Annotated in this window: 20 protein-coding genes; 17 read left to right on the forward strand and 3 right to left on the reverse strand. The window is 55.7% G+C overall.

All coding sequences use genetic code 11. The features are described from left to right. From J2X24_RS00075 to J2X24_RS00120, 10 genes are all read left to right on the forward strand, one after another. Entirely contained in the window at positions 1–474 is a 474-nt protein-coding gene (locus J2X24_RS00075) for a response regulator (RefSeq protein WP_209714814.1), read from the forward strand. Then, complete coding sequence (locus J2X24_RS00080; RefSeq protein ID WP_209714816.1) at positions 471–3,413, forward strand: PAS domain-containing protein; 2,943 nt, start codon at positions 471–473, stop codon at positions 3,411–3,413. Before J2X24_RS00075 ends, J2X24_RS00080 begins: the two co-directional genes overlap by 4 nt. A 285-nt stretch (positions 3,414–3,698) precedes the next feature. Further along, a complete protein-coding gene (locus J2X24_RS22895) occupies positions 3,699–4,010 on the forward strand; it encodes a DUF2089 family protein (RefSeq protein WP_209714818.1) in 312 nt (103 codons plus the stop codon). Then, positions 4,007–4,333 carry a hypothetical protein gene (locus J2X24_RS00090; RefSeq protein ID WP_209714820.1) on the forward strand — a complete coding sequence of 109 codons (327 nt, stop codon included), beginning with the start codon at positions 4,007–4,009 and terminating at the stop codon, positions 4,331–4,333. The genes J2X24_RS22895 and J2X24_RS00090 overlap by 4 nt, the downstream gene beginning before the upstream one ends. Positions 4,334–4,364: 31 nt before the next feature. After that, positions 4,365–5,096, forward strand: a complete 732-nt coding sequence (locus J2X24_RS00095) for a CPBP family intramembrane glutamic endopeptidase (protein ID WP_209714822.1) — start codon at positions 4,365–4,367, stop codon at positions 5,094–5,096. 101 nt (positions 5,097–5,197) lie between these two features. Next, positions 5,198–7,057 carry an alpha/beta hydrolase family protein gene (locus J2X24_RS00100; RefSeq protein ID WP_209714824.1) on the forward strand — a complete coding sequence of 620 codons (1,860 nt, stop codon included), beginning with the start codon at positions 5,198–5,200 and terminating at the stop codon, positions 7,055–7,057. 144 nt (positions 7,058–7,201) lie between these two features. After that, complete coding sequence (locus J2X24_RS00105) at positions 7,202–7,720, forward strand: tetratricopeptide repeat protein (protein ID WP_209714826.1); 519 nt, start codon at positions 7,202–7,204, stop codon at positions 7,718–7,720. Positions 7,721–8,033: 313 nt separating this feature from the next. Next, a complete protein-coding gene (locus J2X24_RS00110; protein ID WP_209714827.1) occupies positions 8,034–8,807 on the forward strand; it encodes a hypothetical protein in 774 nt (257 codons plus the stop codon). A gap of 184 nt (positions 8,808–8,991) precedes the next feature. Next, positions 8,992–9,726 (forward strand): hypothetical protein, encoded by a 735-nt coding sequence (locus J2X24_RS00115; RefSeq protein WP_209714829.1) that lies wholly within the window; start codon positions 8,992–8,994, stop codon positions 9,724–9,726. 461 nt (positions 9,727–10,187) lie between these two features. Then, complete coding sequence (locus J2X24_RS00120) at positions 10,188–12,839, forward strand: RNA-binding domain-containing protein (RefSeq protein WP_209714830.1); 2,652 nt, start codon at positions 10,188–10,190, stop codon at positions 12,837–12,839. A gap of 159 nt (positions 12,840–12,998) precedes the next feature. Here J2X24_RS00120 and J2X24_RS00125 read toward each other — a convergent pair whose 3' ends face one another. Next, the gene (locus J2X24_RS00125; protein WP_209714832.1) at positions 12,999–13,835 is read right to left on the reverse strand and encodes an HNH endonuclease; all 837 of its coding nucleotides are present in this window, start codon (positions 13,833–13,835) and stop codon (positions 12,999–13,001) included. After that, a complete protein-coding gene (locus J2X24_RS00130) occupies positions 13,832–15,526 on the reverse strand; it encodes an AAA family ATPase (protein ID WP_209714834.1) in 1,695 nt (564 codons plus the stop codon). Before J2X24_RS00130 ends, J2X24_RS00125 begins: the two co-directional genes overlap by 4 nt. 401 nt (positions 15,527–15,927) lie before the next feature. On the opposite strand from J2X24_RS00130, the gene J2X24_RS00135 reads away from it, so the two are divergent. The 7 genes from J2X24_RS00135 (at position 15,928) to J2X24_RS00165 (ending at position 23,477) form a co-directional block, all read left to right on the forward strand. Continuing rightward, positions 15,928–16,581, forward strand: a complete 654-nt coding sequence (locus J2X24_RS00135) for an RNA polymerase sigma factor (RefSeq protein ID WP_209714836.1) — start codon at positions 15,928–15,930, stop codon at positions 16,579–16,581. Continuing rightward, positions 16,578–17,195, forward strand: coding sequence for a hypothetical protein (locus J2X24_RS00140; protein ID WP_209714839.1), 618 nt, complete (start codon positions 16,578–16,580; stop codon positions 17,193–17,195). Before J2X24_RS00135 ends, J2X24_RS00140 begins: the two co-directional genes overlap by 4 nt. A 2-nt stretch (positions 17,196–17,197) precedes the next feature. Then, entirely contained in the window at positions 17,198–20,563 is a 3,366-nt protein-coding gene (locus J2X24_RS00145; RefSeq protein ID WP_209714842.1) for an ATP-dependent helicase, read from the forward strand. 86 nt (positions 20,564–20,649) lie between these two features. Next, on the forward strand, positions 20,650–21,138 hold the full coding sequence (locus J2X24_RS00150) for a hypothetical protein (RefSeq protein ID WP_209714845.1): 489 nt from the start codon (positions 20,650–20,652) through the stop codon (positions 21,136–21,138). Next, positions 21,139–21,624, forward strand: a complete 486-nt coding sequence (locus J2X24_RS00155) for a DUF7665 family protein (RefSeq protein WP_209714848.1) — start codon at positions 21,139–21,141, stop codon at positions 21,622–21,624. It abuts the gene before it with no gap. Further along, a complete protein-coding gene (locus J2X24_RS00160; protein ID WP_209714851.1) occupies positions 21,578–22,099 on the forward strand; it encodes an MPN domain-containing protein in 522 nt (173 codons plus the stop codon). Before J2X24_RS00155 ends, J2X24_RS00160 begins: the two co-directional genes overlap by 47 nt. A 1-nt stretch (position 22,100) precedes the next feature. Next, the gene (locus tag J2X24_RS00165; RefSeq protein WP_209714854.1) at positions 22,101–23,477 is read left to right on the forward strand and encodes a ubiquitin-activating E1 family protein; all 1,377 of its coding nucleotides are present in this window, start codon (positions 22,101–22,103) and stop codon (positions 23,475–23,477) included. 140 nt (positions 23,478–23,617) lie between these two features. Here the strand turns inward: J2X24_RS00165 and J2X24_RS00170 are convergent, their stop codons facing one another. Continuing rightward, positions 23,618–23,821, reverse strand: coding sequence for a helix-turn-helix domain-containing protein (locus J2X24_RS00170; RefSeq protein ID WP_209714857.1), 204 nt, complete (start codon positions 23,819–23,821; stop codon positions 23,618–23,620). Positions 23,822–23,844: the final 23 nt, after the last annotated feature.

A 23,844-nucleotide genomic window follows, 5' to 3' on the forward strand; every position in this document is an offset into this window, starting at 1 on the left:
ATGAAAGGACTCCGGCCAATTCTGCTGGTCGAGGATAATCCCAAGGACCTTGAGCTGACGCTCGAAGCCCTGGAGAGAAGCCAGCTGGCCAACGAGGTCGTTACGGCGCGCGACGGCGTCGAGGCGCTCGACTGGCTCTTTCGCCGCAACAGCCACGAAGGCCGGGAAAGCAACGACCCGGCGGTTATCCTGCTCGACTTGAAGCTGCCGCGTGTCGACGGTCTGCAGGTTCTTGAGCAGATCAAGAACGACGAAGACATGCGGCACCTGCCGGTCGTCATGCTGACGGCATCCCGTGAAGAAAGCGATCTGGTCAAGAGCTACCAGCTGGGTGTCAATGCCTTCGTCGTGAAGCCGGTCGGCTTTCAGGAGTTTTTCGACGCCGTGCGCGGCCTTGGCGTTTTCTGGGCTGTCGTTAACGAGCCCGTCCCGCCACGACCGCGCAATCAGCCGATGAAGGTTACCGAGGCATGACAACTGCGCCGCCCCTGCATGTGCTTATGCTTGAAGACAGTCCGCTTGATGCGGAACTGATCGAAGAGCATTTGCACCGGGGCGGCATAGCGGTAGACATCCAGCGCGTGTCCAGTCGCAATGAGTTCGTCGCTGCAATCGAGCATTCGCAGTTTCAGCTTGTTCTGGCAGACTACAATCTTCCGGGTTTTGACGGTCTTTCGGCGCTCAAGATCGCCGCAAAAAAGGCCCCAACAACACCGTTTATTCTGGTCAGTGGAACGCTGACCGAAGAGGCCGCGATCGAGGCTATGCGCAACGGCGCCAGCGACTTTGTCGTCAAGCAGCGGCTGAACAGACTGCCCGACGCCGTCCAGCGTGCGCTCAATGAGGTTGGTGAACGGGAAGCCCGACGGATTGCGGAAGGCCTGCTTGAGCGCAGCAATCAATCCCTCTCGCGGACAATCGAGACCCTGGAGCGGCGCGAGGAACAGCTTCGGCTCGCGACCGATGCGGCCGAGATCGGCACCTGGGATCTCGACATTGCGACAAACACCCTGACCTGGTCGGTGCGTACCAAGGCGGCGTTCGGTATATCGCCGGATGCATCCTCCAGCATGACCGACTTTTACAATGGCCTGCACCCGGACGACCTCGAAACGACAAGCCAGGCGTTTGCCAGCGCACTCGATCCAGAGGTTCGCGCAACCTATGACGTCGAATACCGAACCGTCGGCAAGGAGGACGGGGTCGTCAGATGGGTTGCGGCGAAGGGCAAGGGGCTGTTCGATTCTGCGGGAAATTGTGTCCGCGCTATAGGCACGGCGATAGATATTACCGGCGCCAAGCGTGCTCAGGTTCGGCAAAGCCTGATGGCGGAGCTTACCGACCTGCTCCGCAGCGAGGATCCCGAAGGTGCGCTGGATGTCGCCTCCAAACTCATGGGCGAGCATTTCGGCGTCCAGCGTGTTGGGTATGGCATTTTGGACTCTGCCGCCGATGTCTTCCGTTACACGGTATGCTGGACAGATGGCTCGGTTCCCCCCTTGCTTGGCGAATATCCGGCGCAGGCTTTCGGTGACCAGATCGTTGCGCGTCTAAATGCAGGCGAGACAGTTGTGGTCGCGGACCTCTTTGCCGACGCTATCAGCAACCAGGCCAGGACGCTGGATACCGCCGCCGAGGTCGATACACGCGCCATACTGGTTGTTCCCTTCTTGCGAAGCGGCCGGCTGCGGACAATCGTCTACCTGAACACGCGGTTGCCACGGAACTGGACAGCCAGTGAAGTCACCTTCATGGAGACGGTTGCACAGCGCATTTGCCAGTTGATCGAACGCGCGGATGCCGACGCTGCGATCAGAAGCACGGCCGAGCGCTATCGATTGGCGGCGAAAGCGACCAACGACCCGATATGGGACTGGGACCTTCAGACCAACCATGTGCTCTGGAACGATGCGCTTTTTGACGTCTTCGGCTTTTCGGCGGACGATGTGCTGCCGACCGGAGACTGGTGGCTGGACCATATCGCGCAAGGTGATCGGGACCGTATCTCGGAAAGCATCCATGCCGCCATTGATGGCGAAGACGACCATTGGACGGCGGAATATTGCTTCCTCAATGCTGATGGCCGTGCCGTTCCTGTCCTGGATCGTGGCTACGTTATCCGGGATGGCCAAGGGAAGGCGCTGCGGATGATCGGCGCCATGCTCGATCTGACGGAGCGTCGCCGGACGGAGGAACTTCTTCGCGAATCGAACGATCGTCTTGAAGAGCGGGTCCAGTCGGCTATTGCCGAACGTGAGGCTGTCGAGCAGACGCTCCGTCAGGCCCAGAAGATGGAAGCCGTGGGTCAACTCACGGGCGGTATCGCTCACGATTTCAACAATATGCTGGCCGTGACCATGGGTTCTCTGGAATTGATGAAGCGCCGCATTCCTGCAGAAGACGCCCGTACACATCGCTATATCGAATCTGCTTTGGAAGGTTGCAAACGCTCCGCCAACCTGACCCAGCGCCTCCTGGCGTTCTCACGCCAGCAGAACCTGTCACCTAAGACGCTGGATGTGAATAAACTTGTCGCCAACATGTCCGAATTGCTGCGGCATTCGATTGGCGCCGACGTTCAGCTAGAAACCGTCCTGGCTGGTGGTTTATGGCATACCCACGTTGATCCCAACCAGTTAGAAAATGTCATCCTCAATCTGGCGGTGAACGCGCGCGACGCGATGGACACCGGGGGGCATCTCACGATCGAAACCCAGAACGCGCACCTCGATAGCGGCTACGCCAGTAGCGAACTGGGAATTACGGCTGGTCAATACGTACTTGTCGCCGTGTCGGACACGGGCACGGGCATGCCGCCTGAAATCATCGAAAAGGCTTTCGATCCATTCTTCACCACCAAGGATGTTGGCAAGGGCACCGGCCTTGGCCTCAGTCAGGTTTATGGTTTCGTCAAGCAGTCTGGCGGGCATGTGAAAATTTATTCAGAGCCAGGCCAAGGGACGACGATAAAAATCTACCTGCCTCGTGACACCAAGCCGGCGATTGAGCCAGTCAAGGAGACGCAGCGGAGTGGTATTCAGGGTGAGGCAGGAGAATTGATCATGGTCGTCGACGACGAACCCGCCGTTCGCCGTTTCACCTGCGAGGCCCTTATAGAATTGGGATATGGCGTTATCGAAGTCGCCACACCCTCGGCGGCCATCCAGATGTTGAAAGAGCGTTCGGACGTCGCCCTGTTGTTTTCGGACATCGTCATGCCGGAAACCAATGGTTTCGAGCTTGTCGAACAGAGCTTGAAAATCCGCCCGGAGCTGAAAATTCTTCATTCAAGCGGCTACACGCGCAATTCTATTGTCAGGGGGCGAGCACTGGATGCGCACCTAAATCTGATCACCAAGCCATTCTCAATTGATGAGTTGGCCGCTCGCGTTCGTGAAGTGCTGGACAGGTAGCGCGCCTACAGTGCAGGCTCGCGCCAATTTGCGGAAGTGGAACAGTTTCCGTTACGACAGTAGTTTTTGACTAAAAGCGGACTCCGTGGAATTGCATCGTATGGTAATTGGCCATCTGTGCGGATATCGTACTCACCACGATCTCCTCTATGGGAGTACTTCATTTGCGCAGGCTGCGGAAGCCAAACCGGACCAAGGATCGCCAAGTGAGATCACCGCGTTATTTTTCACTTGCGAACCACTTTAATTTTGTTAAAGTGAATTCAACAATATTAAAGTGAAGGCATGGGTCGGACACAGCTGCCAGCATGGGTGACTAATGTCACGGCAGAGGACCTCGCTTTTCTGCGCAGTTTCTTGCTGGCATCGGGCTCTTTAAAGGCGCTCGCAGCGAAATATGGTGTCTCTTACCCAACGATCCGTGCGCGTCTTGACCAGGTAATAGAGCGAGTCAGAACGGCAGAGACCGAGAAGATTGATCCTTTTCGCGCGAAGTTGAAGGACCTGGTTGCCGGCGGGGAAATAGAACCGCGTCTGGCGCGTGAGTTGTTGGACCTGCATCGCAGGCAAATAGAATCGGAGGGAGTGGATACATGATGGAAGCCTGGTTTCCGCCTGACGGAGCCTACTACTTCGCCAGCGCCAGCCTGTTGTGCCTGACTGCACTCGCCGCGCCCACAATCGCGAAAGGCCGTCGCCGGACGCTCATCGTCGGGATCTGGGGCGCAGTCATCGCCCTTGGTCTGGGGCTGCTGGGTCTCGGGGGCCTCGCCCTGATCGGCCATCAGCCCGGATATGTCGTCACGCCGCTTTTGGCGACAGGCCTGGTTATGTCCGTGGGATACGGCGTATCTCTTCTCTTCGTGCTTCGCGCCTACCGCATGGCCGAGCGCCGCCGGGTCGCGGCTCGCGAACTTTAATCAAACTAAAAAATTCCAGGGAGATAGTCTCATGACAACACGCATGGGAAGCGCGGGCGCACGCCTCGTCGCAGGTGTTCAGATCATCACGGCAATCGCTGCCATGTTCACAGCCTCAGGACTGATTGGCACCTTTGTTACGCCTCTTGTGCCCGAGTACCTGCGGACTCCGGTCCTTGCGCTGGCCTTGTGGGGTGGCGTGATCGCTGGCGGCCTTATGCTTGGCCTGTCGAAGCGCGGATATAACCAGATCGGTTTCTCGGCGCCACACTGGAGCCGTTGCCTGTTATGGACGGTTCTGGCCGTCGTCATCTGTCAGGGGGGCGCGCTTTTAATTGGTGTAGCCATAAAAAGCCTGACGGATTGGCCGCCGCTGGATGTCAGCTACATTCGCACCTCGATCGCAGGCAACCCGGCGGCCTATGCGGCCTGGATCGTCCTGGTGGTCTGGGGAAGCGCGGCGTTCGGGGAGGAATTGCTCGCCCGCGGATTCATCATGAACCGCCTGCAGTCGGTATTCGGCCAAGGACTGGCTGGGACGGCGCTGGCGATTGCCGGACAAGCGGCGATCTTCGGGGCGCTTCACGCCATACAGGGGCCGACCGGAGTAATCATCACAGCCTATGTCGGGATAGTGCTCGCGGTCGCCTATTACGCCTCTGGTCGCAATCTATGGGCGCCGATCCTCGCTCATGGCATTATGGACAGCCTATCGCTGACGGCAATGTTTCTCGGGCTGCCCCTGCCCGGCTATATCACCTGAGCGTGACGACACCGGGCCTGCCCCACTCATGCGATCATTACTTTGCTTCGGCGACATCGATACAGCTGCGACGACGGCCTGAAGTCTACTTAGGAACGGATATGCAAAAACTTCAGCGAACAATTCTGGTCGCATGGGCGGCATTGGCACTCGCGGGCACGGTCCGGGGCCAGACTCGCACGGAAGCCGATGCGGACCCGTTGGCTGTCATGCGTGTGGGTGATCATTTGGTCCTCTTCGCTAAAGATCAGAGCCTTTGGCGGCGCGGCCCTGAGGACGGCGCTATCTGGCAAGCCATAAGCCTGCCTGAGAGCTTGAAAACGACGAACGTGACCTGCGCCTCCGACGCTTCAGGCATGTGTATCATCCGGACGGGGACGCCGGGCACAGAGCGGACGGCCTTGCTCGATATCGGGGCAGGCGCGGTGACCGAGATCGACACCGGCACGGCTGCGATCATGGCGATGCCCGACCGCGAAACAGCCTACCTGCGACGCGTAGAAGGCGATGTGGCGCAGCTTGTTCACCGTTCGCTCAAATCTGGCGTGGAGACACCAGTCGGCCAGATCGGCATGGACGAGCAGGTTATTTTCTTTCCAATCGCAGGCAAGCTGGCACCGGCCGCCTTCACCGTCCGTGGGAATATGCGCCTCGTCGCCGACAATACCCCTGTTTCTTTTCAGCTTGCAGAGAACCTCATTTTGCTGAGTGATGGCGTTCTGTTGCGCGAGGCCTGGTCGGCCGAGCCACCGGTGACCGCTGGTCGTCGCGCCGTCGGACACGTCCGCTTCAAGACGATCGCCCGCGATGGAAAGCGATTCGTGGATCACGAGATCGCCACGGTCGGCGCTTGGCCGGTATCGGGGCCGCTGTTCGATCAGCGTAACGGCGGCGCCGATGCCAACGACGATGTCGCCGTCGAATTGCTGGGCGGCGGCGTCAATCAAATCGCCATTCTTTGCCGAAGCGGCGGCGGATATGGTTTCAAAGCGATTGCCGACATCCCACGCGACCAGCGGACCTCGATCATTGCGAGCCAGGCGGGTCGCGGCTTCGTCCTGCGTACGACAGGGCTGAATCATACGCCGGAGTTTGCAACCCTTGATCTGTCGCCGTCGGCCGGCGGCTGGCGTGACCGTGATTGTGGCGCAACGAAGTACCGGATATCGCCTGCGGGTATCGCGGTGGCAAAGAGGAACGATGTGGAAACGCTTCGCGGCGAGGCGGTCTCAGGTGATGGCACCAAGGTGCCCTGGGTCGCAGTTTTGCCAGCAGGCGGAAAGCCTGATCACGTCATCATGGATGTTTATGGAGCATATGGCGCGAAGCATGCCTTCGAAGCCTACCAGGACATGACGATCAACCAGATGAAAGCGCTCAACACGGCAATCGTCTTTGCCATCGTTCGCGGCGATGGCGACCTCGGCTACGATTATGCCCTGGCGTCCCGATCGCCCAACCGCGATCGCGCCGTCGATGACACGATCGCAGTGGCTGCGGCAATCGTGAAGCAATTTCCGAGGCTCAAAACCAAACCCACCGTTCGAGGCCAGAGCGCCGGCGGTTGGCTGGCGGTCCGTTCGGCGCTGGCGCGGCCCGATCTGTTTTCCGGCGCGATCGGATATTCAGGTGTGTATCTGCTTGAAGGTGATCCGTTGGCGAACAACGGCTATCGTTATTTCTCCGATGACGAGGATTTGGCGCCGGTCCTTGAGCGAACGAAATCTCTAGCCTGTCCGGCATTGAGGTTTCGAATAATTCACGCACGCGACGACTTCCTGGCGAGTTACGATAAGGCGGAATCCTTCGCCGACATGCTGACCGCCGCCGGCTGCCCAACGGACATGGTAACATTCGAAGACGGGGGCCACGCGATTGAAGTACTGCCACACCAACCGGAGAAAGCGATGCGGCGGCTTGAGGCTTATTTCAGTCCATTAGGAACATCTGATATGCCATAACGACGTCACAGGTCGCGCCATAAGGAGAACTGCTATGGCGTTTGCGTATACGATTTGATCCCGAAATCGGACCCTGACAGGCATCGCCAGGTCAACCAGGCTATATCAGTCCCAACTATAGTGAGCAGAGCGGCAGCAACGGTGATGGATCATAAATTCGAGGCTCTTGTTGCTGAGGGACGGACATTGCGCTTCAGTAATCCAAACGGGGCGGCAACTGCTTTTTCATCCGCACTGGTCCTCGCCGATGCTGAAGGCGATCCGTCGCTCCAAGTCCGCGCGTCGATAGGACTTGGTCAGATTCTCCGGGATTCAGGCAATACTGTTGCTGCTACGGAACTGTATGCTCGGGCTGTTATCCTGCTTCGTAATTTGAAGGACGAACAAGCCCTTGCATCTGCACTTAGACACCTTGGAGAGATCTGGCTTGATGCGGGTGAGGCAGCAAAGGCGAGGCCTTTTCTTGAGGAGGCACTCCACATTTACCGGCGTCATAGAGAAACGCCACCCCTTGTGTTAGCCAATGCCCTTCGGCCAATAGCGCTTTTGGAAGAGACGACAGGGGCGAACAGTATACCGACATGGACAGAAGCCCGGGAGCTTTACCGACTGGCGGGCGTACAAGACGGCATCGACGAATGTGACAAGCATCTCGCAGCCTGACTCGAGCCAAAGGCGTTGCTGATAACGGGCAAGTGCGCGCCAGAAGCGGTCGTCGAACGCTTACCGCCGAACAGTTCCCAGAAGCGGAAGGTGGGCTCGACTGTCTTTGAATAGGTGATGTGTGCGCAGCGCCATTTTCTGCTAGTTGAGTGCGAAGGATTGGTCGACGGTCGAATTTGAAATGACTAGTTTTTGTCTTAGCCGCTCAGGACCCGGAGGGGGGACTAAATTTGTGAAGTGCTTTGTTTCGATCCTTGCCGTTATTGGCCTTGCTTTGCCAACGGCGACGTTGGCGGCATCGCTTCGGCCGTACATGAGCTACGATATTGCCGAAGTTACCTTGACTCCCTCGGACAGCCGCGAAACCAGGATCGATATTTTCATGGACGGTTCTGGATGGGTGGGCTTCGACTATCGGGAGACCGTCAAAGGCGCCGTGACCCCCGTCGTCCGGCAGATAGATTATTCGAACCGGTACCAGGTTTCAGCCAGTGAGGTTGAACAGGATGACCTTGTTCGCGCACTTTCCGAAGCCGGCGTTTTCGAATTAACGGATGAACCAATGAACGAGGCCGCCGGTTACAGCGCCTGGCTGGATGTCCGTGCCGGCGAAAAGGATAAACGCTTCCATTTTTATACCCGGCCCACTTCCGGAGCGCGGCAAGCGGTGCATCAGGTCATTATGGAGTTCGCTCGCAAAATGAAGGTCGCGCCTCCGGACGACCTGACCTCTGTGACCATAACCTCTGAGGGCGACCGGCAGCCAGCCGTCACGGTCACCCTTACCGAGCTGATACGCGCACCTGAGTCGTATAACGGCAAGCGAATCTCAGTTTCCGGTTATTTTACGAATGAATTCGAAGGCCGGAGTCTGTGCCACGATAGATCGAAAAAATCCGATCTCTGTATCTGGTTCGGCAGTTTTTCGACCTTCGCCAATCCGGCTGACCTCGAGCGCAAGGACACCGGGTGGTTAAACGCGGAAGGGGTGTTCTTCAAAGGACCTGCGGGTCACCTTGGCATGTATTCGGGCGTAATAACGCGAATAACCAAAAGCGTGCCTGCTAAAGCCAAGGGACAATTCTGATCTCAGACAATGCGCCTAACGTGCTAAGTGCAAACCGAATATCATCTTAGCGCCGGCAAGATGCTCGTATTTTTGAAAGCGAACTTGCGCCAGAACCGGATATTGACTGAGACCACGTGGCTTGGCCAAAACTTGCCTAAAGCGGACACTCGGGTACTGCCGATTGCTTGGGGAGCCTACTGAAATGACCAAGGATGGCCGGCCGTCACGTATCAACGATATTCGCCTTTTCGCCGGTTCTGCGGCAAACGACTTAAAAGGCTTTGAAGAACAGGTCGCTTTTGGGAGACGGCTCGCTTGGTGGCTCAACGGCGAAGGCGTAAGCATCGGCGCCCATACCGCCCTATACGTCTGGTTTGCAGACGACATATCTGTCGGCCGTGTCGACCCGACCGACAGGTGGTGCGATTGGTGGTTTAGATATGCGAAGATCGGCGTCAACGCGAGCTTTCCTGGCATTGATGCTGGAACTCAAATTGAAGAAGGTATCGTCGCCGGGTTGAAGGCGGCCGCGCCAGCGCTGGCAGAGACTTTCGACAGGGGCGCCAGGACAGTGAAAGCGCATGGCGACAAACTTCGCTTCCTGCTCAAGGAGCGCGAGACCAAACGATATAAGATGGAAGTGTCTTGCACCTTGGCAGCTGGGCCCACGAATTCGCTATTGTATGTTTCGCTGCAAGACAAGGCATCTGGCTTATATTACGAGGCCCCGCCCGCCGAGGCGGAGACAATTTACTTCGATACGAGTTATTTTGCAGGATTGGTGAAGGTCAGAGATCTGTCCGCTTCGATCGCCGCAAAAGCATCTCCAGCCTCTCAACCGGTCGATGTCCGTCAGGTCGGCGATCTGGTCTGGTCGTTGTCGGACTTCAAAGAAGCCCAACGACCCGAAACGTCAGGCCTGATAAACTTTCGATGAGATGATAGGGCGGAGCCGCGCCACAAGCGGAAATAGAACTGCCATCGTAGCGGTTTGCATAACTGTTCCCGAAAGCGGAAATTGACATACGCCGCCGGTCACGAGCCATAATCATTTCCGGCTTATTGTACATCTAGAAAGAAGGTCGGCGTCCGCTGAGATTATTTGTTCTGCTGAGGGGCAGTTTTGAAGCGACGAGCTTCACGCTATGAGCCAAACCCCTGACACTTGAGACTATTGTATTCAATTTGAAAATCAGAACCTTGGAATATGTGGTGGAAGTTATGCTAAGCATGCTGAGTTGTTGGGGGCGGCAGGTTACTAGACGGCCGCCTAAAAGCTAGCCGCATCGCGCACGACGGCGCGAGTGAAGTAGTTCAACTTTCAAAAAGACAGCCTTGCAAGGAAATCGTCCCTAGGTTTAATAAACCTGCCACTAAGGCTTCGGGGAACGCGAAAACATGATCGGCGATAAGGTGAGTGGGGATAGTGTGCTGGGCCGGCGACGCAGTCTGGCCACCTTGATAAAGTTGGGCTGTGTTGATGAAAGGGTAACGGAAGAGTTACTTCCCAATGGCGTACCTGTTGCTGATGAAGATGTACTGTGGGACTACAAAGAAACTTTACCTGTCCAAAAAGCAAATCCGACCCAAGAAGAAAAGTTGGATTATGCATATAAGATGGGAGAAATTGCGAAAGATGTAGTTGCGTTTTACAACAGTTACGGCGGATATTTAGTAGTTGGAATTCGCGACAACGACTATTCAATTTGTGGGTTCAACGATGAATTCGATGTAAATGATCTCTGCAAGAAAATTCAAGGGGCAACTCGCGAAACAATTGATGCAAAGTTTCGAATAGTGGATGGCTCTGGCCAAGCCTACGGAAGGCGTATCGGCATACTGTATATACCGGAGAGGCCTAGGGACAGAGATCCAGTCCAGTTTCTCAAAGATGCTCCCGCTAATGCTCATAGTCGACGCGCTTACTTCGCAAACGACATTTATATGCGATCTCGGGAGGAGTGTCGCTCGGCCACTACGTCCGCAGACTTCGCGTTCCTTTTCAATCGGGACCGCTTTGGCCTCGCATCTGTTGCGATTGAAAGCAGTTATATCGAGAACAATTTACCAGCAAAAGATCCTAATCTTATCGAATTTGTTGGCAGAGATCGCCAATTAGACGATCTTTGGCGATGGTTTACAGATCGTTACACGGCGGTCAAGCTTCTATCTGGATCAGGGGGAGTCGGCAAGACGTCTATTGCTTGGACTTTCTGCGACGCAGTTTCGCGCAACCCTCCCAGTGGTTTAGAAAAGGTAGTTTGGCTAACAGCCAAGAAAAAGACTTATGCCGCGTTACTTGGACAATACATTGATATAGGCCACACCCATTTCTCAGATCTTACCAGTCTGTTAAAAGTTTTTCTTGGCGAGCTTGGCGTACCGGATGAACAAATTCAAGAAGATGCTTCAAGAGAAGAATTAATAGAAGAATGCATCGATACGGTCAAAATGTTGCCTTGCCTATTAGTAGTTGACGACGTTGACTCCCTGCCAACAGAGGAACAGTACGACGTATTTCGTACGATCTCGATGATTTTTGACCGAGTGATTGCTGGAGGCGTCACGCGCGCCCGTGCGTTGCTCACTGCGCGTCTAAACCTTGGAGCTGCGCCAGGTCAGTTGATGCAAATAAATGGTTTGCCGCTCGAGGACTTCAGCGAGTACGCACTAAGGTCTGCTGATGCGATTAATGCACCTTTGCCGTCTGGAGCGGCGAAGCAGAGAGAAATTAAGCGTTTGCACGAGGCTAGTAACGGCTCGCCACTCTTTGCCGCAGCAATTCTTCGCCTCGTCGCCCGGGGAGAATCGCTGTCGCGCGCCATCAATCAGTATAGAGGCGCGGAAGGCGAAGAAGTCCGTAGGTTCGCGTTTGAACGCGAGCTAGACAGCTTAACTGACAATCAGCTTCGGTTACTGTTTGCGTCTACGCAATTGCGGCATTGCTCTATCGCACAACTCGTCGAAGCCACACACGGCAACAGAACGCTGGTTCGCGACGATATCGCCGTGCTGCGAAACTACCATCTAATGTCACTAGGTGCTCCGACAGAAGGGTTCGTTCGGGATGAGCCTAGCATCTCGGTTCCAGCTGAAATAGCGTCAATGACCGATATTATTCGGAAGAAGATTTCCGATCCTAATAGGATCGAAACCAATTGCGCCAAGATGAATCGTGCCGCCGAGAATGGAGACCATGATACCTCGAAGATGTTTCAAAGGGTGGTACAATATTGGGCGGACGAGGATTTCGCACTAGCTGTTGAAGCAGCTGAGTATGCGTCAAAGAAAGTTCCTACAAACCCAGACGTATGGTGCCTGCTCGGTCGCGCATTGCTGATGGGCCCCAGTCCGTCGGCACGTAAGGCTGACGCGGCGCTCCGTAAGGCGCAGGAGTTAGGATCAGAGCGTCCCGAACTGATCCCACTACGGTTGCAAGCAAAGGAATTGATCGGCGATTGGATGGGGGTGGTGCACCTTCTAGAAGGCGAAACCAAGCTAGATGCCCGTAATACGTTGGCCTTGGGCCGTGCCTATCAAGCACTTGGCGATGATCAGGCAAAATCTAGAAGTTGGGCTGATGCTGAGAGCTACTATCTTCGCGGAGCAACCCTAATTCAGGACGCCTTCGTAAATCACCGAGCTCACGGCGCTGTTGAATTATTGAAGGCGTTAAAAATTGATCTCACCGTTGCGTTCGTTGAGGCCGCATCGCACAAAATTCAACGCGATGACGATAAAATAGAAATTTGGGATGCATCAGAGAAAGCCTGGCAATTTGAAGTCCATCACCGCAGCACTGTGATGTTGGGTGTGCAGGCCGCATTGGACTGGTCTTCAGCGCTTTTTCGGCGGCAACAATTTGATCGGTCCACATTAAACAAGCTTAGTCAGCTCGCGCGATCAATGGGGTCCTTTTCTCGAAACATAGACGTAAGGCATCCGAGCTGGCAAATTGTATCAGACCGCGTCACGCAGGCAGCCATACAACTATCAAAGAGGAGCCGCGAATATGAATTACAATTGGGGCGCTCGCTACATAAAGGCTAGGACTGATTTATTCCATTGGCAGAGTTTCTGTTGCGAGCAAAAATGGATCACGCTAATCGGACTTGAGGAACTCAACCTGCTGCTTAACCTATCAAGTTTAAAATTATTAACCCTTGGAGCCCATTATTTCGCCTCAGATGCGGTAGGCTCAGCTTGCGCTCACGTCGGCGGCAACTCTGTTACAGTCGCCATCGCCGCAATGTAACCTATTGCTACTTCATTACTATGAATACCCCTGTATAGTGCCGTCCGCCAGCCATTACAACCTTCGGTATCCTCACAAAAAGTCAGAAGTGTGCCGAGCCAGGCGCTCGCCATCTCGGATGTTACTGCTGTCACCGCAGGGTTCGCCTTTCGGATAAGACGAGGCAGCGCTTTCCATTGAGTTCGCATTTCGATGTGAAACGGCTCTTTCAGAGTATTGGCAAGATGAAACGTAACTATCGACAACACGTCATCTGCCAAAGCCGCAGCTGGCACGGCGCGAAAAGTCGCTGCTGCAAAAGGTGGCTGAACTTCGACCTGCCACAATACGTCGTTAGCAAATTCGTCGTAGTAAGGGTGTATAAAGCGCTCACCTTCTGTGACGCCCTTCACCACACTCCCCTTCGCGCCCGTGTTGCAGTGCGAGCAAGCTGGCACGAGGTTTGCGATCATTATGCAGAACTCACCGTAGGCGTCCTTGGGCAGGTAGTGATCGACAGTACTAGTCGTTTTTGACCCGCATACGGGACAGCATGGTAAATCCTCCATGCGGCGGATATTCGCAATTGGTTCCCGCTGAGCGCGGGCCTTGTAAAGTTTGGCCTGATCGTCCGTGATCGCCGGATCGAACACTGCAGGTGCGATTTTCCAAGGGTCGCCGTTGTTGTAGCGATATGCCTTGTAGGCGGTGACCCAAACATCTTTGTGCGGCGACCATTTTGGGTGGCTAGTCAGAACGTCAAGCCTATGATCATCCCCGTCGGCTTCAGGTGGCAAACCAATGAAAATCATTGGGCAGAGCCCTCGCCGGCCGCGAGCAAAGCCGCGATGAAGGAGAGGGTTTCAGGATTTAGCTCGTTGGCAAATTCTTCAAGAACATTTTCGATCGTTGTGCCCACCGGCAATGCCCTTACCCATGCAGCAATAGCATGTTCGTACCGATGTGTTCTCATGCTATCACCGAACACGAACTGAGATATTGAATCGACGCTGGCGCCGAACGTCTGCATACGCGGTCTGTCAACAACGGCCTCCCTTTCCACCAATGTCAGGTGTCGGACCCGTTCCCGCGATGCCTCTCGGACGACGTAACTCGAATGGGTGGCGATTATAGCAACAGACGAAGTCAGCGTCAGTAGCTCCTGAAGTTGCGTCATAAAATCCGATATAAAGTTGGGATGCAGATGCGTTTCAGGCTCGTCGAACAACAGCAGGCTGTTGAGCTCAATCGCCGAGCACGCCTGAACGGCAAACCGAAGCATAGTCACTTCACCGCTGCTCAACTGGCGAGAGCTAAGATCTGGATTCAAGAAAATTACATCTTGTTCCCAATCCAACTCACGTATTACGGCCAGGTTTCGCTGCTCGTTTGACCGACGGGCAAACTGGAAATAGCGGTGGCCATTGATGTTCACTGATCTGTGCAATAGCTCGGGTTTGCCCTGCTCGGGTGGCTTTAGCGGAAGATAAATAGCTCCCCAAAGCCCTAGCGGCTCCAAAACGGCTTCCAAGATATGAAAACGATGGCCGACATCGTTCACGTAAAGGTCGCCGCCTCGGTAACATGCGGCTAGTGCCATAAGCAAAGAGTTCCCACTTTCCAGTTGTGCGGCAGTTAAGCCGAAAAACTGGTAATCGATCCCTTCCCATGGAGGTATCGATTGGGGGTAAGCATCGGACGCAACTGATGAGAAAACCATCACACGGCTTACCGGCGGGTATGGATTGAGGACGACATTATCGCCATCGTCTCTGCCCTTCTCGGTGATTGCATGAACGATTGAGGCCAGAAGTTTCGTCTTGCCGGCGCCGTTCCTGCCGATCAGGACTGCAGCCCTGTCCTTAAAAAGCTGACCTGAGGTGAAGTCAAAATCGACCTCATACGGGTTGTCGGCGCATGGCAGTTTGGCCGACACTGTAAAATTGCTAATGGTCTGGTCTGCGGGAGGGAAGGGCTCTGGCCTAATGTACCGGGCGCCTCTACGGAAAGACATGTAGGCCTCATCCTGTCGCAAAACCCCTTCATGGAATGCCTCAGAATGGAGAAGAGAAAGTCGGAGCTCGTCTGTTTTCTCGATATCAAGAAGGGCAGCGTCGCCTAGACGGCGAAGTGCGAACAAAGCTTGGGCGTAGCCGAGGACGTCAACAAAATCCCGATAGCTGAAGACATCAGGGAACAACGACACAAAATTAGCCTCCACTTGGGCGGCTTCGACTACATTCCCACGCACATCGAACAAAGCGGTTAGAATATTTTCTGTTCTTGGCGCCTCCTGGAACATGACTCGAGTATGTTCTTCGAAAATAGTTTCGTTTCCGACGATTACGAGCAATTTGGCAAGCGTATGGTTCCCGAAGTCATTATGGGTGCTATGCACCGGCACGATATAAACAGCAGGCGCTATGTTGGCTTGTTGACGCGCTACAACGACAGTGCGTGCAAAAAACACGTCTATAGGTTCAGCACCCGGAGCGTGCGGCATTGTTATATCCCTGCTTGTTGATGAAACTTATTTTACAAATGATTGATCTGTCAAAATAATTTGCTCAATCTATGCACGCTATTTGGTAACCGCAATGGTTGCCGTACTGATGAACTAAGTTGATCCCGTAATTGAATAATCGCGGCTACCTGGAGATGGATAGGCGCTGGGGTATAGGGCATGAGCAGAGGTTTCCCGTCCAAGTGCCTCTTCCATCGTTCAGGGAAATCATCAACTGCTCGCGATAACCGAATATTTCCAACGCGCCCTATGATTGTGAAAATATAGCCTATGGTAGACCGGACAAATCATGCAAAAAAAATTTCAACGAGCTTCCGGTTTTTTAAGGCCGGTTTCGCTGCACATTTGAACCGCGTTAGTTTGGGCGTTGAGGAATGACTATGGGCAAAAAGGAAGATGGGCCGGACCCTGGCGATGTTAGTGGCTGGCTACGGGTCATCGAAAGCAAAATGCTTTCGAGGATTCAAGGCCGCCACCTCGTGGCAGCCGCCCAAAAAATAGGGCCGTCCGGGGATCGACTTATCATCAACTCGCTTATGAACGAGATATCCGACAGAATGATGCGCATTCTGCGCAAGTACATTGGCCGCAACCATCGCAATGAAGGTCGTGACATGATCGAGGACACGCATGGAAAGCTGATCGAAGCGGTACTCCGGTCTGATTCCGCCGACGGGATGGCAATGCGGACTGCGTTCGTGGCAACAGTGAAGTTTCGCGCTGCCGATGCCATCAGATCCGAAAGTCTTCACACAGATCGGTATCAGTCTTCAGAAGAAGAAATGCCGGTGGCCGGCAGCCCTGGTAAACTTTCGGTCCTTGAAGAGGAGCGCGCTCACGTGGAAAGCGTGCTGAACCGGATCGCTGACCCACGAAAACGTCTCGCCTTCCGTCTTCATATGGATGGTGTCCCGCGCAATTCTAAGAAAGTTGAGTCTATTGCTTCGGCACTAGGTGTGAGCGCGAAAACCGCAGAGACCTGGATCAAAGAGACAGAACAAGAAATCAAAATAATCCTTGGAGTTAACCCATGACGGACCAATCGAATGTCTCCAAGAGGGACGAGGTCCTGTTCGCATTCCACCGGGACTGCGATACCCCGACCATCGACCAGATCATCGAGTGGACTCAGCGCTATCCCGAGTTTGCCGACGATATCCGTGCACACGCCGCGATCATGCATGATTGGGCGGCGAATGATGAAGCGGAGGAGGAAACAGTCGATGAACTCTTGATGACCCGCGCGCGCAGCCGAGCGCTCAACGCGATTTACAGTGCCCAAGCGGCTGAAAAAACCGACGGCCAAAGCGTGGGCGAAACAACATTCGATCAACTGCTATCGGCCGTGGGTTTGGACACTCGGCAACTGGCCCGCGCCATTGATATCGGCCGTGATGTGCTTTCTGACCTTTTTCGCGGTCGTACCCGGGGGCCTATTGGACCGCGATTGGTCACGGCTCTGCTCGACAAGCTTCAGGCGACTCAAGATCAGTTCGAAAAAGCCCTCGCCTACGCTCTAAATCATCCTTCAATGGGACACGCCAGCTCTTCACGGCAGCCCACTGTCATTCAATCTACTTTTGAGGAAAGTGTTCGGCGAAGTAACATGCCCCCGGAGCGCAAATCCTATTGGCTTGAAGAGGATTAAGCATGGACGCCTGGCGCAATATCCGTTTGAAAGCCCGGGATTGCCATCTGAAAGCCCTTGCGACCGCCGAAGGTGATCGCCGAGGTCGCGCACTCGTCAGTGCCGCTTTGACGAATGGTGATTGGGAGCTGCGTTATTGCCAACAGGGCGAGGTCTTTGGCCCCGGTGTCCGCGGCTCCTTCGAGCGGGCGGACGGCCTCGTATACATCGTAGCGGGTCAGGACCCTAAAGACGAAGTGGTAGTGCTTGCGCACGAAATTGGGCACTCAGAACTCCATCACGATCCGAGTAATGAAGTCCAGAACATTCAAGCCCAACTCGGCGGTGACACCATCGACAGCGGGGCTGGCGTTGTCGAGGGTTATTCACCTCGCGAACGCAAGGAAGTTCAGGCTGACATCTTCGCGGGTGAGTTTCTATGCCCAGCGGACTGGTTGCGTGCCGAGATAGTTGAAAACAGGCGGCGACCGTCGGAGATTGCAGAAGAGTTGGGCCTCCCTTTCGGTTTGGTTCTCAACCAAGCCGTCCGCGCTCTTTTGTTGCCGCCGCTTCGCGCGCCAGATGCTCAAGCGCTCGGGCCGGTAGTGGAACTTGACGAGAGCCAGCACCAAGCAGCGACTTGGAGCGGCGGCCCGCTGTTAGTGGATGCGGGACCTGGAACGGGCAAAACGCGTACACTGGTTCACCGCATCGGCTATGTGCTCAGTCAGGGAGCGTTATCAGGGTCAATCTTAGCGTTGACCTTTTCGAACAAAGCCGCAGAAGAAATGCGGGAACGCCTGTCGCATTCACACGAGGATGCGGCGATCGAGATGTGGGTCGGGACTTTCCATGCTTTCGGCCTGGAAATGGTGACGAAATGGCCTGGTCGACTGGGGCGCACAACTGACGTAAAAATTTTGGATCAGACTGGCCAGCTTGCGCTCTTGGAAGCCAATCTCGCCCGGCTACCTCTGCATTACTACCAGAACCTCTTCGAGCCCGCGTACGAGCTTGTCTACGTCCTTCAGGCGATTTCTCGTTGTAAGGATGAGGCGATCACGCCCGAAGAATATTTGGCGGAAGCGAGAGCTGCGCTTGCTCGGGCCGGATCATCTGAGGACGTCGAGGCCGCTGAAAGGGCCATCGAGGTTGGCGAGATTTACCAAGTCTACCAAGACCTATTGCTCCAAGCTGACGCTGTAGATTTTGGCGATTTGGTTATGATGCCGATGCAGTTGATGGCGGAGCACGAGGACATCCGAACGGAGTATCAGGAACGCTTCCAGCATATATTGGTTGATGAATATCAGGACGTGAACTTCGCCAGTGCCCGCCTCCTGCAACTGCTGGCCGGCGGGTGTCAGGACGTGTGGGTGGTGGGGGATCAACGCCAGTCCATCTATCGTTTTCGAGGAGCATCACCTGCAAATGTTGAGCGCTTCCAGACCGATTTCAGTGGCTCGAAGCTATCCCTAACCAGCAATTATCGTTCTGGCGGGCCCGTTGTACGGGCGTTTTCGCAATTCTCGCGGCATATGGCTGCGGACCCCGCCGCCGCCGCAAACTGGGCCGCTTATCGAGGTGAAGTTGGAGAGGTGACTTTAACCGTGGCGGGCACCGTCGCGGAAGAGGCTGCCGCGATTCGCGATAAGATTGAGGCCCTGCGCGCGAGCGGGATCAGCTATCGTGATCAGGTTATACTAGCCCGTAGTCACCTAACGCTTTCACGCATTACCGATGTGCTGGAGCAGTTGGGAGTGCCGCTGCTTTACCTCGGAGACCTGTTCGAACGCGATGATGTTCGCGATCTTCTCTCCGTTGTCGCCATCGATGCGGAATTTGGCGGCATCGGACTTGTGCGGGTCGCACAGCTTCCCGAATACGGCGCCACGAAAGGCGATGCGCTCGTCGTAATTCGCTGGTCGCAAGAGCAAAACATCACCATCTTCGATGCTCTTGGCCGCCTAAGTCAAATTGACGGGCTGAGCGATCAGGGAAAAATTGGGCTCGGAAAGCTGGCAGAACACTTTGCAGGTATGGGACCAGCAACGTCACCATGGGCATTGCTCACGACCTGGCTATTCGAACGTAGCAACTATCTTCGCCCACTGCTCGAAGCCAATGACGCACAGTCACAACAGAAGCTGATTGCGATCTATCAGTTACTCAAAGTTTGCAGCGAACATTACGACCTTGGGGGGCACGCCGATCTGCGAGACCCTGGCCGCAAAGCTTTCCTTGAGCGTATCCGCCGGATCGAAGCACTGAACCAGGACAGTCGCTATCGGGCGGTCGTCTCCGAGGCCGCGGATTTCGACGCCGTCCGGGTGATGACGATCCATGGCAGCAAGGGCTTGGAATTCCGAGGCGTGCACCTTCCGGCGATTGCGACTCGCTATATGCCTTCCAACCGGCAATGGGTACGATGCCCTCCGCCGGCAACGCTCGGAAAGCTCATGATGCAAAAGGGCGATCATGATGCGGAGGAGGAATGCTTATTCTTCGTCGGCCTTTCGCGCGCTCGGGACCACCTTTGTCTTACCAGGGCGGAGCGTTATACCCAGACCAATGCCAGCGCATCGAAATTTCTCGAAACCGTGTCTCGGCATGTGCAGGTGAAGCGCTTTAACGGTCAATCGCCAATGCTCAAGGCGGCGCCCACGTGGACCGCACTGCCCCCCAGGGAGGTCTACGAAGAGCGTGAACTCGATGTCTATCTGAGGTGCCCCGCCCGATATCGCTATGAAGTGTTGGACGGGTTGCGCGGCGGCCGCGATTCATCTGCATATTTGCGGTTCCATCGATGCGTCCATCGCACCATGGGATGGCTCGAACAACAGGCACAGGATGGAAAAGTGGTTTCTGCAGATAGGGCAAAGCAGGAACTTGCCGAGCAATGGGAGAAACATGGCCCTAAGGGCCATGGGTTCGAAGCCTATTACCGGTCAGCGGCTGAGGCGATGGTCGTGTCAATCGCACGTCTAATAGCTTCAGATATCGGGACTTACGATAGAGAGCCCTGGTCGGTGCCGGTCGGTAGTAGAACCATCTCCTACACACCAGATCGGGTAGTTATCGCGCCTGACGGGCGTGTACGCATCCAGCGGGTTCGCACAGGCCGCAAAACGAAATCCGAGCCTGAGAACCGGGTATACGCGCTGATCAGGCGGGGCGCTTTGTTGCGCTATCCGGGCCGTTCGATTTCCGTTGAAGCCTATTACCCCGCTACGGACGAATCGGTCCAGATGGTTCCCAAGAACGACGAAAAGGCGCTCAAGGAATATGCCGAGGCCATAAGTGCTATCGAGCGCGGCGAATTTCCGGTCGAACGGTCCGATGCGCGCCAATGCCCCAACTGCCAGTGCTATTTCATCTGCGGGGCATAGCCTTTCCAATCTCACTGCTTCCGGTTTTTCCCCGCTGACTTCGCTCCTTTCTCAGAACGCCATTTGGGCGTCAGAAAGGTTCGATCATGACCACCATCGTTTTCATCCAGGTCCACGAACGCGAAAACCTCATCGAGGCGGAGCTGCCAAAGGACCCGACCCACGCGCACTTGCACAGCCTGATCACCGCCCTAGGCATCGAGGTCGACCAGCACACCTTCATCTTCATCGATGAGGAGGAAGAGCCCCTGGTGCATAAGCACCACGAGCCGCTGCCTCCCGTCAAGCGCGGCTGCCGCATCCACGTCAGCAAGTGCCGCAAGATCAAGGCCGTCGTGCACTTCCTCGACCAGACCGAAGACCGCACTTTCGCCCCCGGCACGCGGGTCAAGAAGGTCAAGGCTTGGGCGGTGAAGCAGTTCAAGCTGACGCACCACGACGCTGCCGAACATGTCCTGCAATTGTGCGGCTCGACCGACCGGCCGGCGACGGACACACCGCTGCACGAGTTGACCAAGGCTCCTGTCTGCTCGGTCTGCTTCGACTTCGTCCCTGAGAAGCGTGTAGAGGGCTAAATGAACATCGCGGTTTCCCCCGACCGACTGATCCTCGAACAAGATCTCGCCGCACCGGATTTCCGGTGCGGCGAGATCGAAGGCCGCTGGAGGCATGTCTCGACCACCTGGCCGCACACAATTATCGCCGTTGGCGCAGATGCACGCTCAGGTGCACCCGACGAGTACGGCTTCCGCTTTGAATGTTGCGGCTATCGTCAGAACCCGGTGACGGCGCAGCCCTGGGACATCCCGGGCAACAGGCCTCTTCCGTTCGCCCAATGGCCGACCGGCAAAACTATCCTTCCGTCGATTTTTCGGCCGGACTGGAAGGGCGGCCAATGCCTGTACCTGCCTTGCGATCGCTTCTCGATCGAAGGCCATGACGACTGGCGCAATCAACACCCTAGTCGGCTCTGGCAGCCGCGCCGCGGTATCATTTGTTATTTGGAGCAACTCTATGACCTTTTCCATCAAGGCGACTATAAGGGCGTTCGTGGCGCCTAATCATCGCTTGAGCTGCCCTCGGCGGCTTTGGGACACGGTGACCGACGAGCTGGATCGCCGAGGGGAGCGCACCCACGAGGCGGGCGCGTTTCTTCTTGGTCATGTCCAAGGCGTACGGCGCCAAATCACCGACGCGGTCTTCTATGACGACCTCGACTCGCAGGCCTATTCGACAGGCGTCTGCGTCTTGCACGCACCGGCCTTCGCCAAGCTCTGGACGTTATGCCGGGAACGTAAGCTGACAGTTGTAGCTGATGTGCATACGCACGGTGGCAGGGCCATCCAGAGCGAGGCTGATCGCACCAACCCAATGGTGGCACGTGCCGGCCATGTCGGCTTGATCCTGCCGGATTTTGCAGTTGCGCCCATCAATTGGGACAAGGTCGGCATCTATGAGTACCGAGGCGACCACGAATGGTACGAACGCTCGCAACGCATTCACCACGGCTATTTTTACACCGGCTTTTGGAGCTGACATGACAGAACCGCTACACACTTCGTTGCACCGCACCGCTAAATATTTCATGGACAGCGGCCGTGTGCGTACAACTGAAGAAGCCATGGATCTTCTGAAATCCTTTGGCCTCACCATCGTTTGCGGCCCGGAAATCAGGGCGAGCCCAGCCGCCCAGATCGCCTTGCTCACCTTGGTGAACCTCGCACGCCGGACCTTCTTGGCGGGTGTGGAAATCGTCGGATTGGAAGACGTACCCGTCCTAACGCAGCTTTCCTTGGAATTGGATCTCGTTGCGGCAGTCTCCAAGCTAGGGGGACGTGCGGTACAGAAGGCCCGCCCCGCTTGGCCTTTCGCGATTATCGGTTCAGCCGACATGCAGCCGACAGAATTACCTGCTTGGCGCATGACTTGGCAGGGCTGGCGAGCCGGCGTGGTGCCAATCCGCGATGCGTGGGCTATGACCGACGACGAATCGATGCCACTGGCGCCAGCCCTTGCCGCGTCGATCTGTGCCGCCGAGGTATTCTCCTTCCATGCCGGTGATCGGTCCCTTTCCGGCCGGCGGGCTTCTGGCTTGTCAATTTGGCGACCAGGCTCCGACTGGATGGCGCCGGACGATACGGAGGCTACCCTTTCGTTCTTGCCTTCGCGACTTTGGCTGATCGGCCTTGGAAATCTGGGCCAGGCGTATTCCTGGCTGCTGGCCTGCCTTCCCTATCAAAATGGCGGGCTCGAACTTGTACTTCAAGACTTTGACCGGCTTGCGCTTTCTAATGACAGTACGTCTGTCCTGACGAACGTTGATGTGCTGGGTCAGATGAAAACCCGTTGGGCCGCAGAATGGTTGGAAGCGCGCGGCATCAGAACTTATCTTGAGGAGCGTCGGTTTACCTCTTCCACGAAGCGGCAAACCGACGAGCCGGCTGTGGCGCTATGCGGGGTAGATAATGCGCTTGCGCGTTCCGTCCTGGAAGATGCCGGGTTCGACCTCATCATAGAGTCTGGGCTGGGCGCCGGACCGCAGAGTTTCCGCAATTTCGCGATGCATACGTTTCCCGGTCCGCGACGTGCGACGGAGCTTTGGCCTACAACCATCTCTGCAGAAGCGCCGGAGGTGTCACACATGCCAGCATACACAGATCTGAAGGACAAGGGTGTTGACGCCTGCGGACTTGCACAACTTGCGTCGAGAACTGTAGGGGTTCCGTTCGTAGGGCTGATCGCGGGTGCATTTGTTATATCGGAACTTCTCCGGCGCTTAAACGGTGGAACGGCATATGATGTAATCGCAGGCTCGATTACCTGCCTCGATGATCTCGATGTTTGCGCTGGAGCGTCACAAATCTACGACTTCGGATTCAGCCCTGTTTCACCAGCAAGCCTGGAGTGTGCCTAGGGATAAGGTCGTCGCCAACGTCCGCTTTCGCTTTTTTTCGCCAGTTTCAAAGTCCGCTTAGGGCCAAAAGCCGCCACTGAACTCAGCATAAAACTCAAAAACCGGCAGATGCAATTAATTGCACGCGGTCTTTGCCGAAATCAGTCCAGCAAGTCACCTAACGTCACACCCAATGCCCTGGAGAGCTTCTCGACAATAGTGACAGTCGGGTTCCTGGCGCCGCGCTCCAGATCGCTAACATATGTGCGGTGAATCTCTGCCCGAAAAGCAAACTCCTCCTGCGACCAGCCTTTTTGCTGGCGCAACCGGCGAAGATTTTGAGCAAGGCGATCAATGACATCCACCGGTGTATGGTGGAACGTTTGTC

It is taken from the genome of Asticcacaulis solisilvae (genome assembly GCF_017875235.1).
Lineage (GTDB): Bacteria > Pseudomonadota > Alphaproteobacteria > Caulobacterales > Caulobacteraceae > Asticcacaulis > Asticcacaulis solisilvae_A.

Bases quoted from the DNA above. Each gene is read 5' to 3' on its own strand.
- J2X24_RS00135 (WP_209714836.1), top strand. From the start codon at position 15,928: ATGGGCAAAAAGGAAGATGGGCCGGACCCTGGCGATGTTAGTGGCTGG.
- J2X24_RS00080 (WP_209714816.1), top strand. From the start codon at position 471: ATGACAACTGCGCCGCCCCTGCATGTGCTTATGCTTGAAGACAGTCCG.
- J2X24_RS00145 (WP_209714842.1), top strand. From the start codon at position 17,198: ATGGACGCCTGGCGCAATATCCGTTTGAAAGCCCGGGATTGCCATCTG.
- J2X24_RS00075 (WP_209714814.1), top strand. From the start codon at position 1: ATGAAAGGACTCCGGCCAATTCTGCTGGTCGAGGATAATCCCAAGGAC.
- J2X24_RS00155 (WP_209714848.1), top strand. From the start codon at position 21,139: ATGAACATCGCGGTTTCCCCCGACCGACTGATCCTCGAACAAGATCTC.
- J2X24_RS22895 (WP_209714818.1), top strand. From the start codon at position 3,699: ATGGGTCGGACACAGCTGCCAGCATGGGTGACTAATGTCACGGCAGAG.
- J2X24_RS00130 (WP_209714834.1), bottom strand. From the start codon at position 15,526: ATGCCGCACGCTCCGGGTGCTGAACCTATAGACGTGTTTTTTGCACGC.
- J2X24_RS00125 (WP_209714832.1), bottom strand. From the start codon at position 13,835: ATGATTTTCATTGGTTTGCCACCTGAAGCCGACGGGGATGATCATAGG.
- J2X24_RS00090 (WP_209714820.1), top strand. From the start codon at position 4,007: ATGATGGAAGCCTGGTTTCCGCCTGACGGAGCCTACTACTTCGCCAGC.
- J2X24_RS00160 (WP_209714851.1), top strand. From the start codon at position 21,578: ATGACCTTTTCCATCAAGGCGACTATAAGGGCGTTCGTGGCGCCTAAT.
- J2X24_RS00100 (WP_209714824.1), top strand. From the start codon at position 5,198: ATGCAAAAACTTCAGCGAACAATTCTGGTCGCATGGGCGGCATTGGCA.
- J2X24_RS00110 (WP_209714827.1), top strand. From the start codon at position 8,034: ATGAGCTACGATATTGCCGAAGTTACCTTGACTCCCTCGGACAGCCGC.
- J2X24_RS00120 (WP_209714830.1), top strand. From the start codon at position 10,188: ATGATCGGCGATAAGGTGAGTGGGGATAGTGTGCTGGGCCGGCGACGC.
- J2X24_RS00095 (WP_209714822.1), top strand. From the start codon at position 4,365: ATGACAACACGCATGGGAAGCGCGGGCGCACGCCTCGTCGCAGGTGTT.
- J2X24_RS00140 (WP_209714839.1), top strand. From the start codon at position 16,578: ATGACGGACCAATCGAATGTCTCCAAGAGGGACGAGGTCCTGTTCGCA.
- J2X24_RS00105 (WP_209714826.1), top strand. From the start codon at position 7,202: ATGGATCATAAATTCGAGGCTCTTGTTGCTGAGGGACGGACATTGCGC.
- J2X24_RS00150 (WP_209714845.1), top strand. From the start codon at position 20,650: ATGACCACCATCGTTTTCATCCAGGTCCACGAACGCGAAAACCTCATC.
- J2X24_RS00115 (WP_209714829.1), top strand. From the start codon at position 8,992: ATGACCAAGGATGGCCGGCCGTCACGTATCAACGATATTCGCCTTTTC.
- J2X24_RS00165 (WP_209714854.1), top strand. From the start codon at position 22,101: ATGACAGAACCGCTACACACTTCGTTGCACCGCACCGCTAAATATTTC.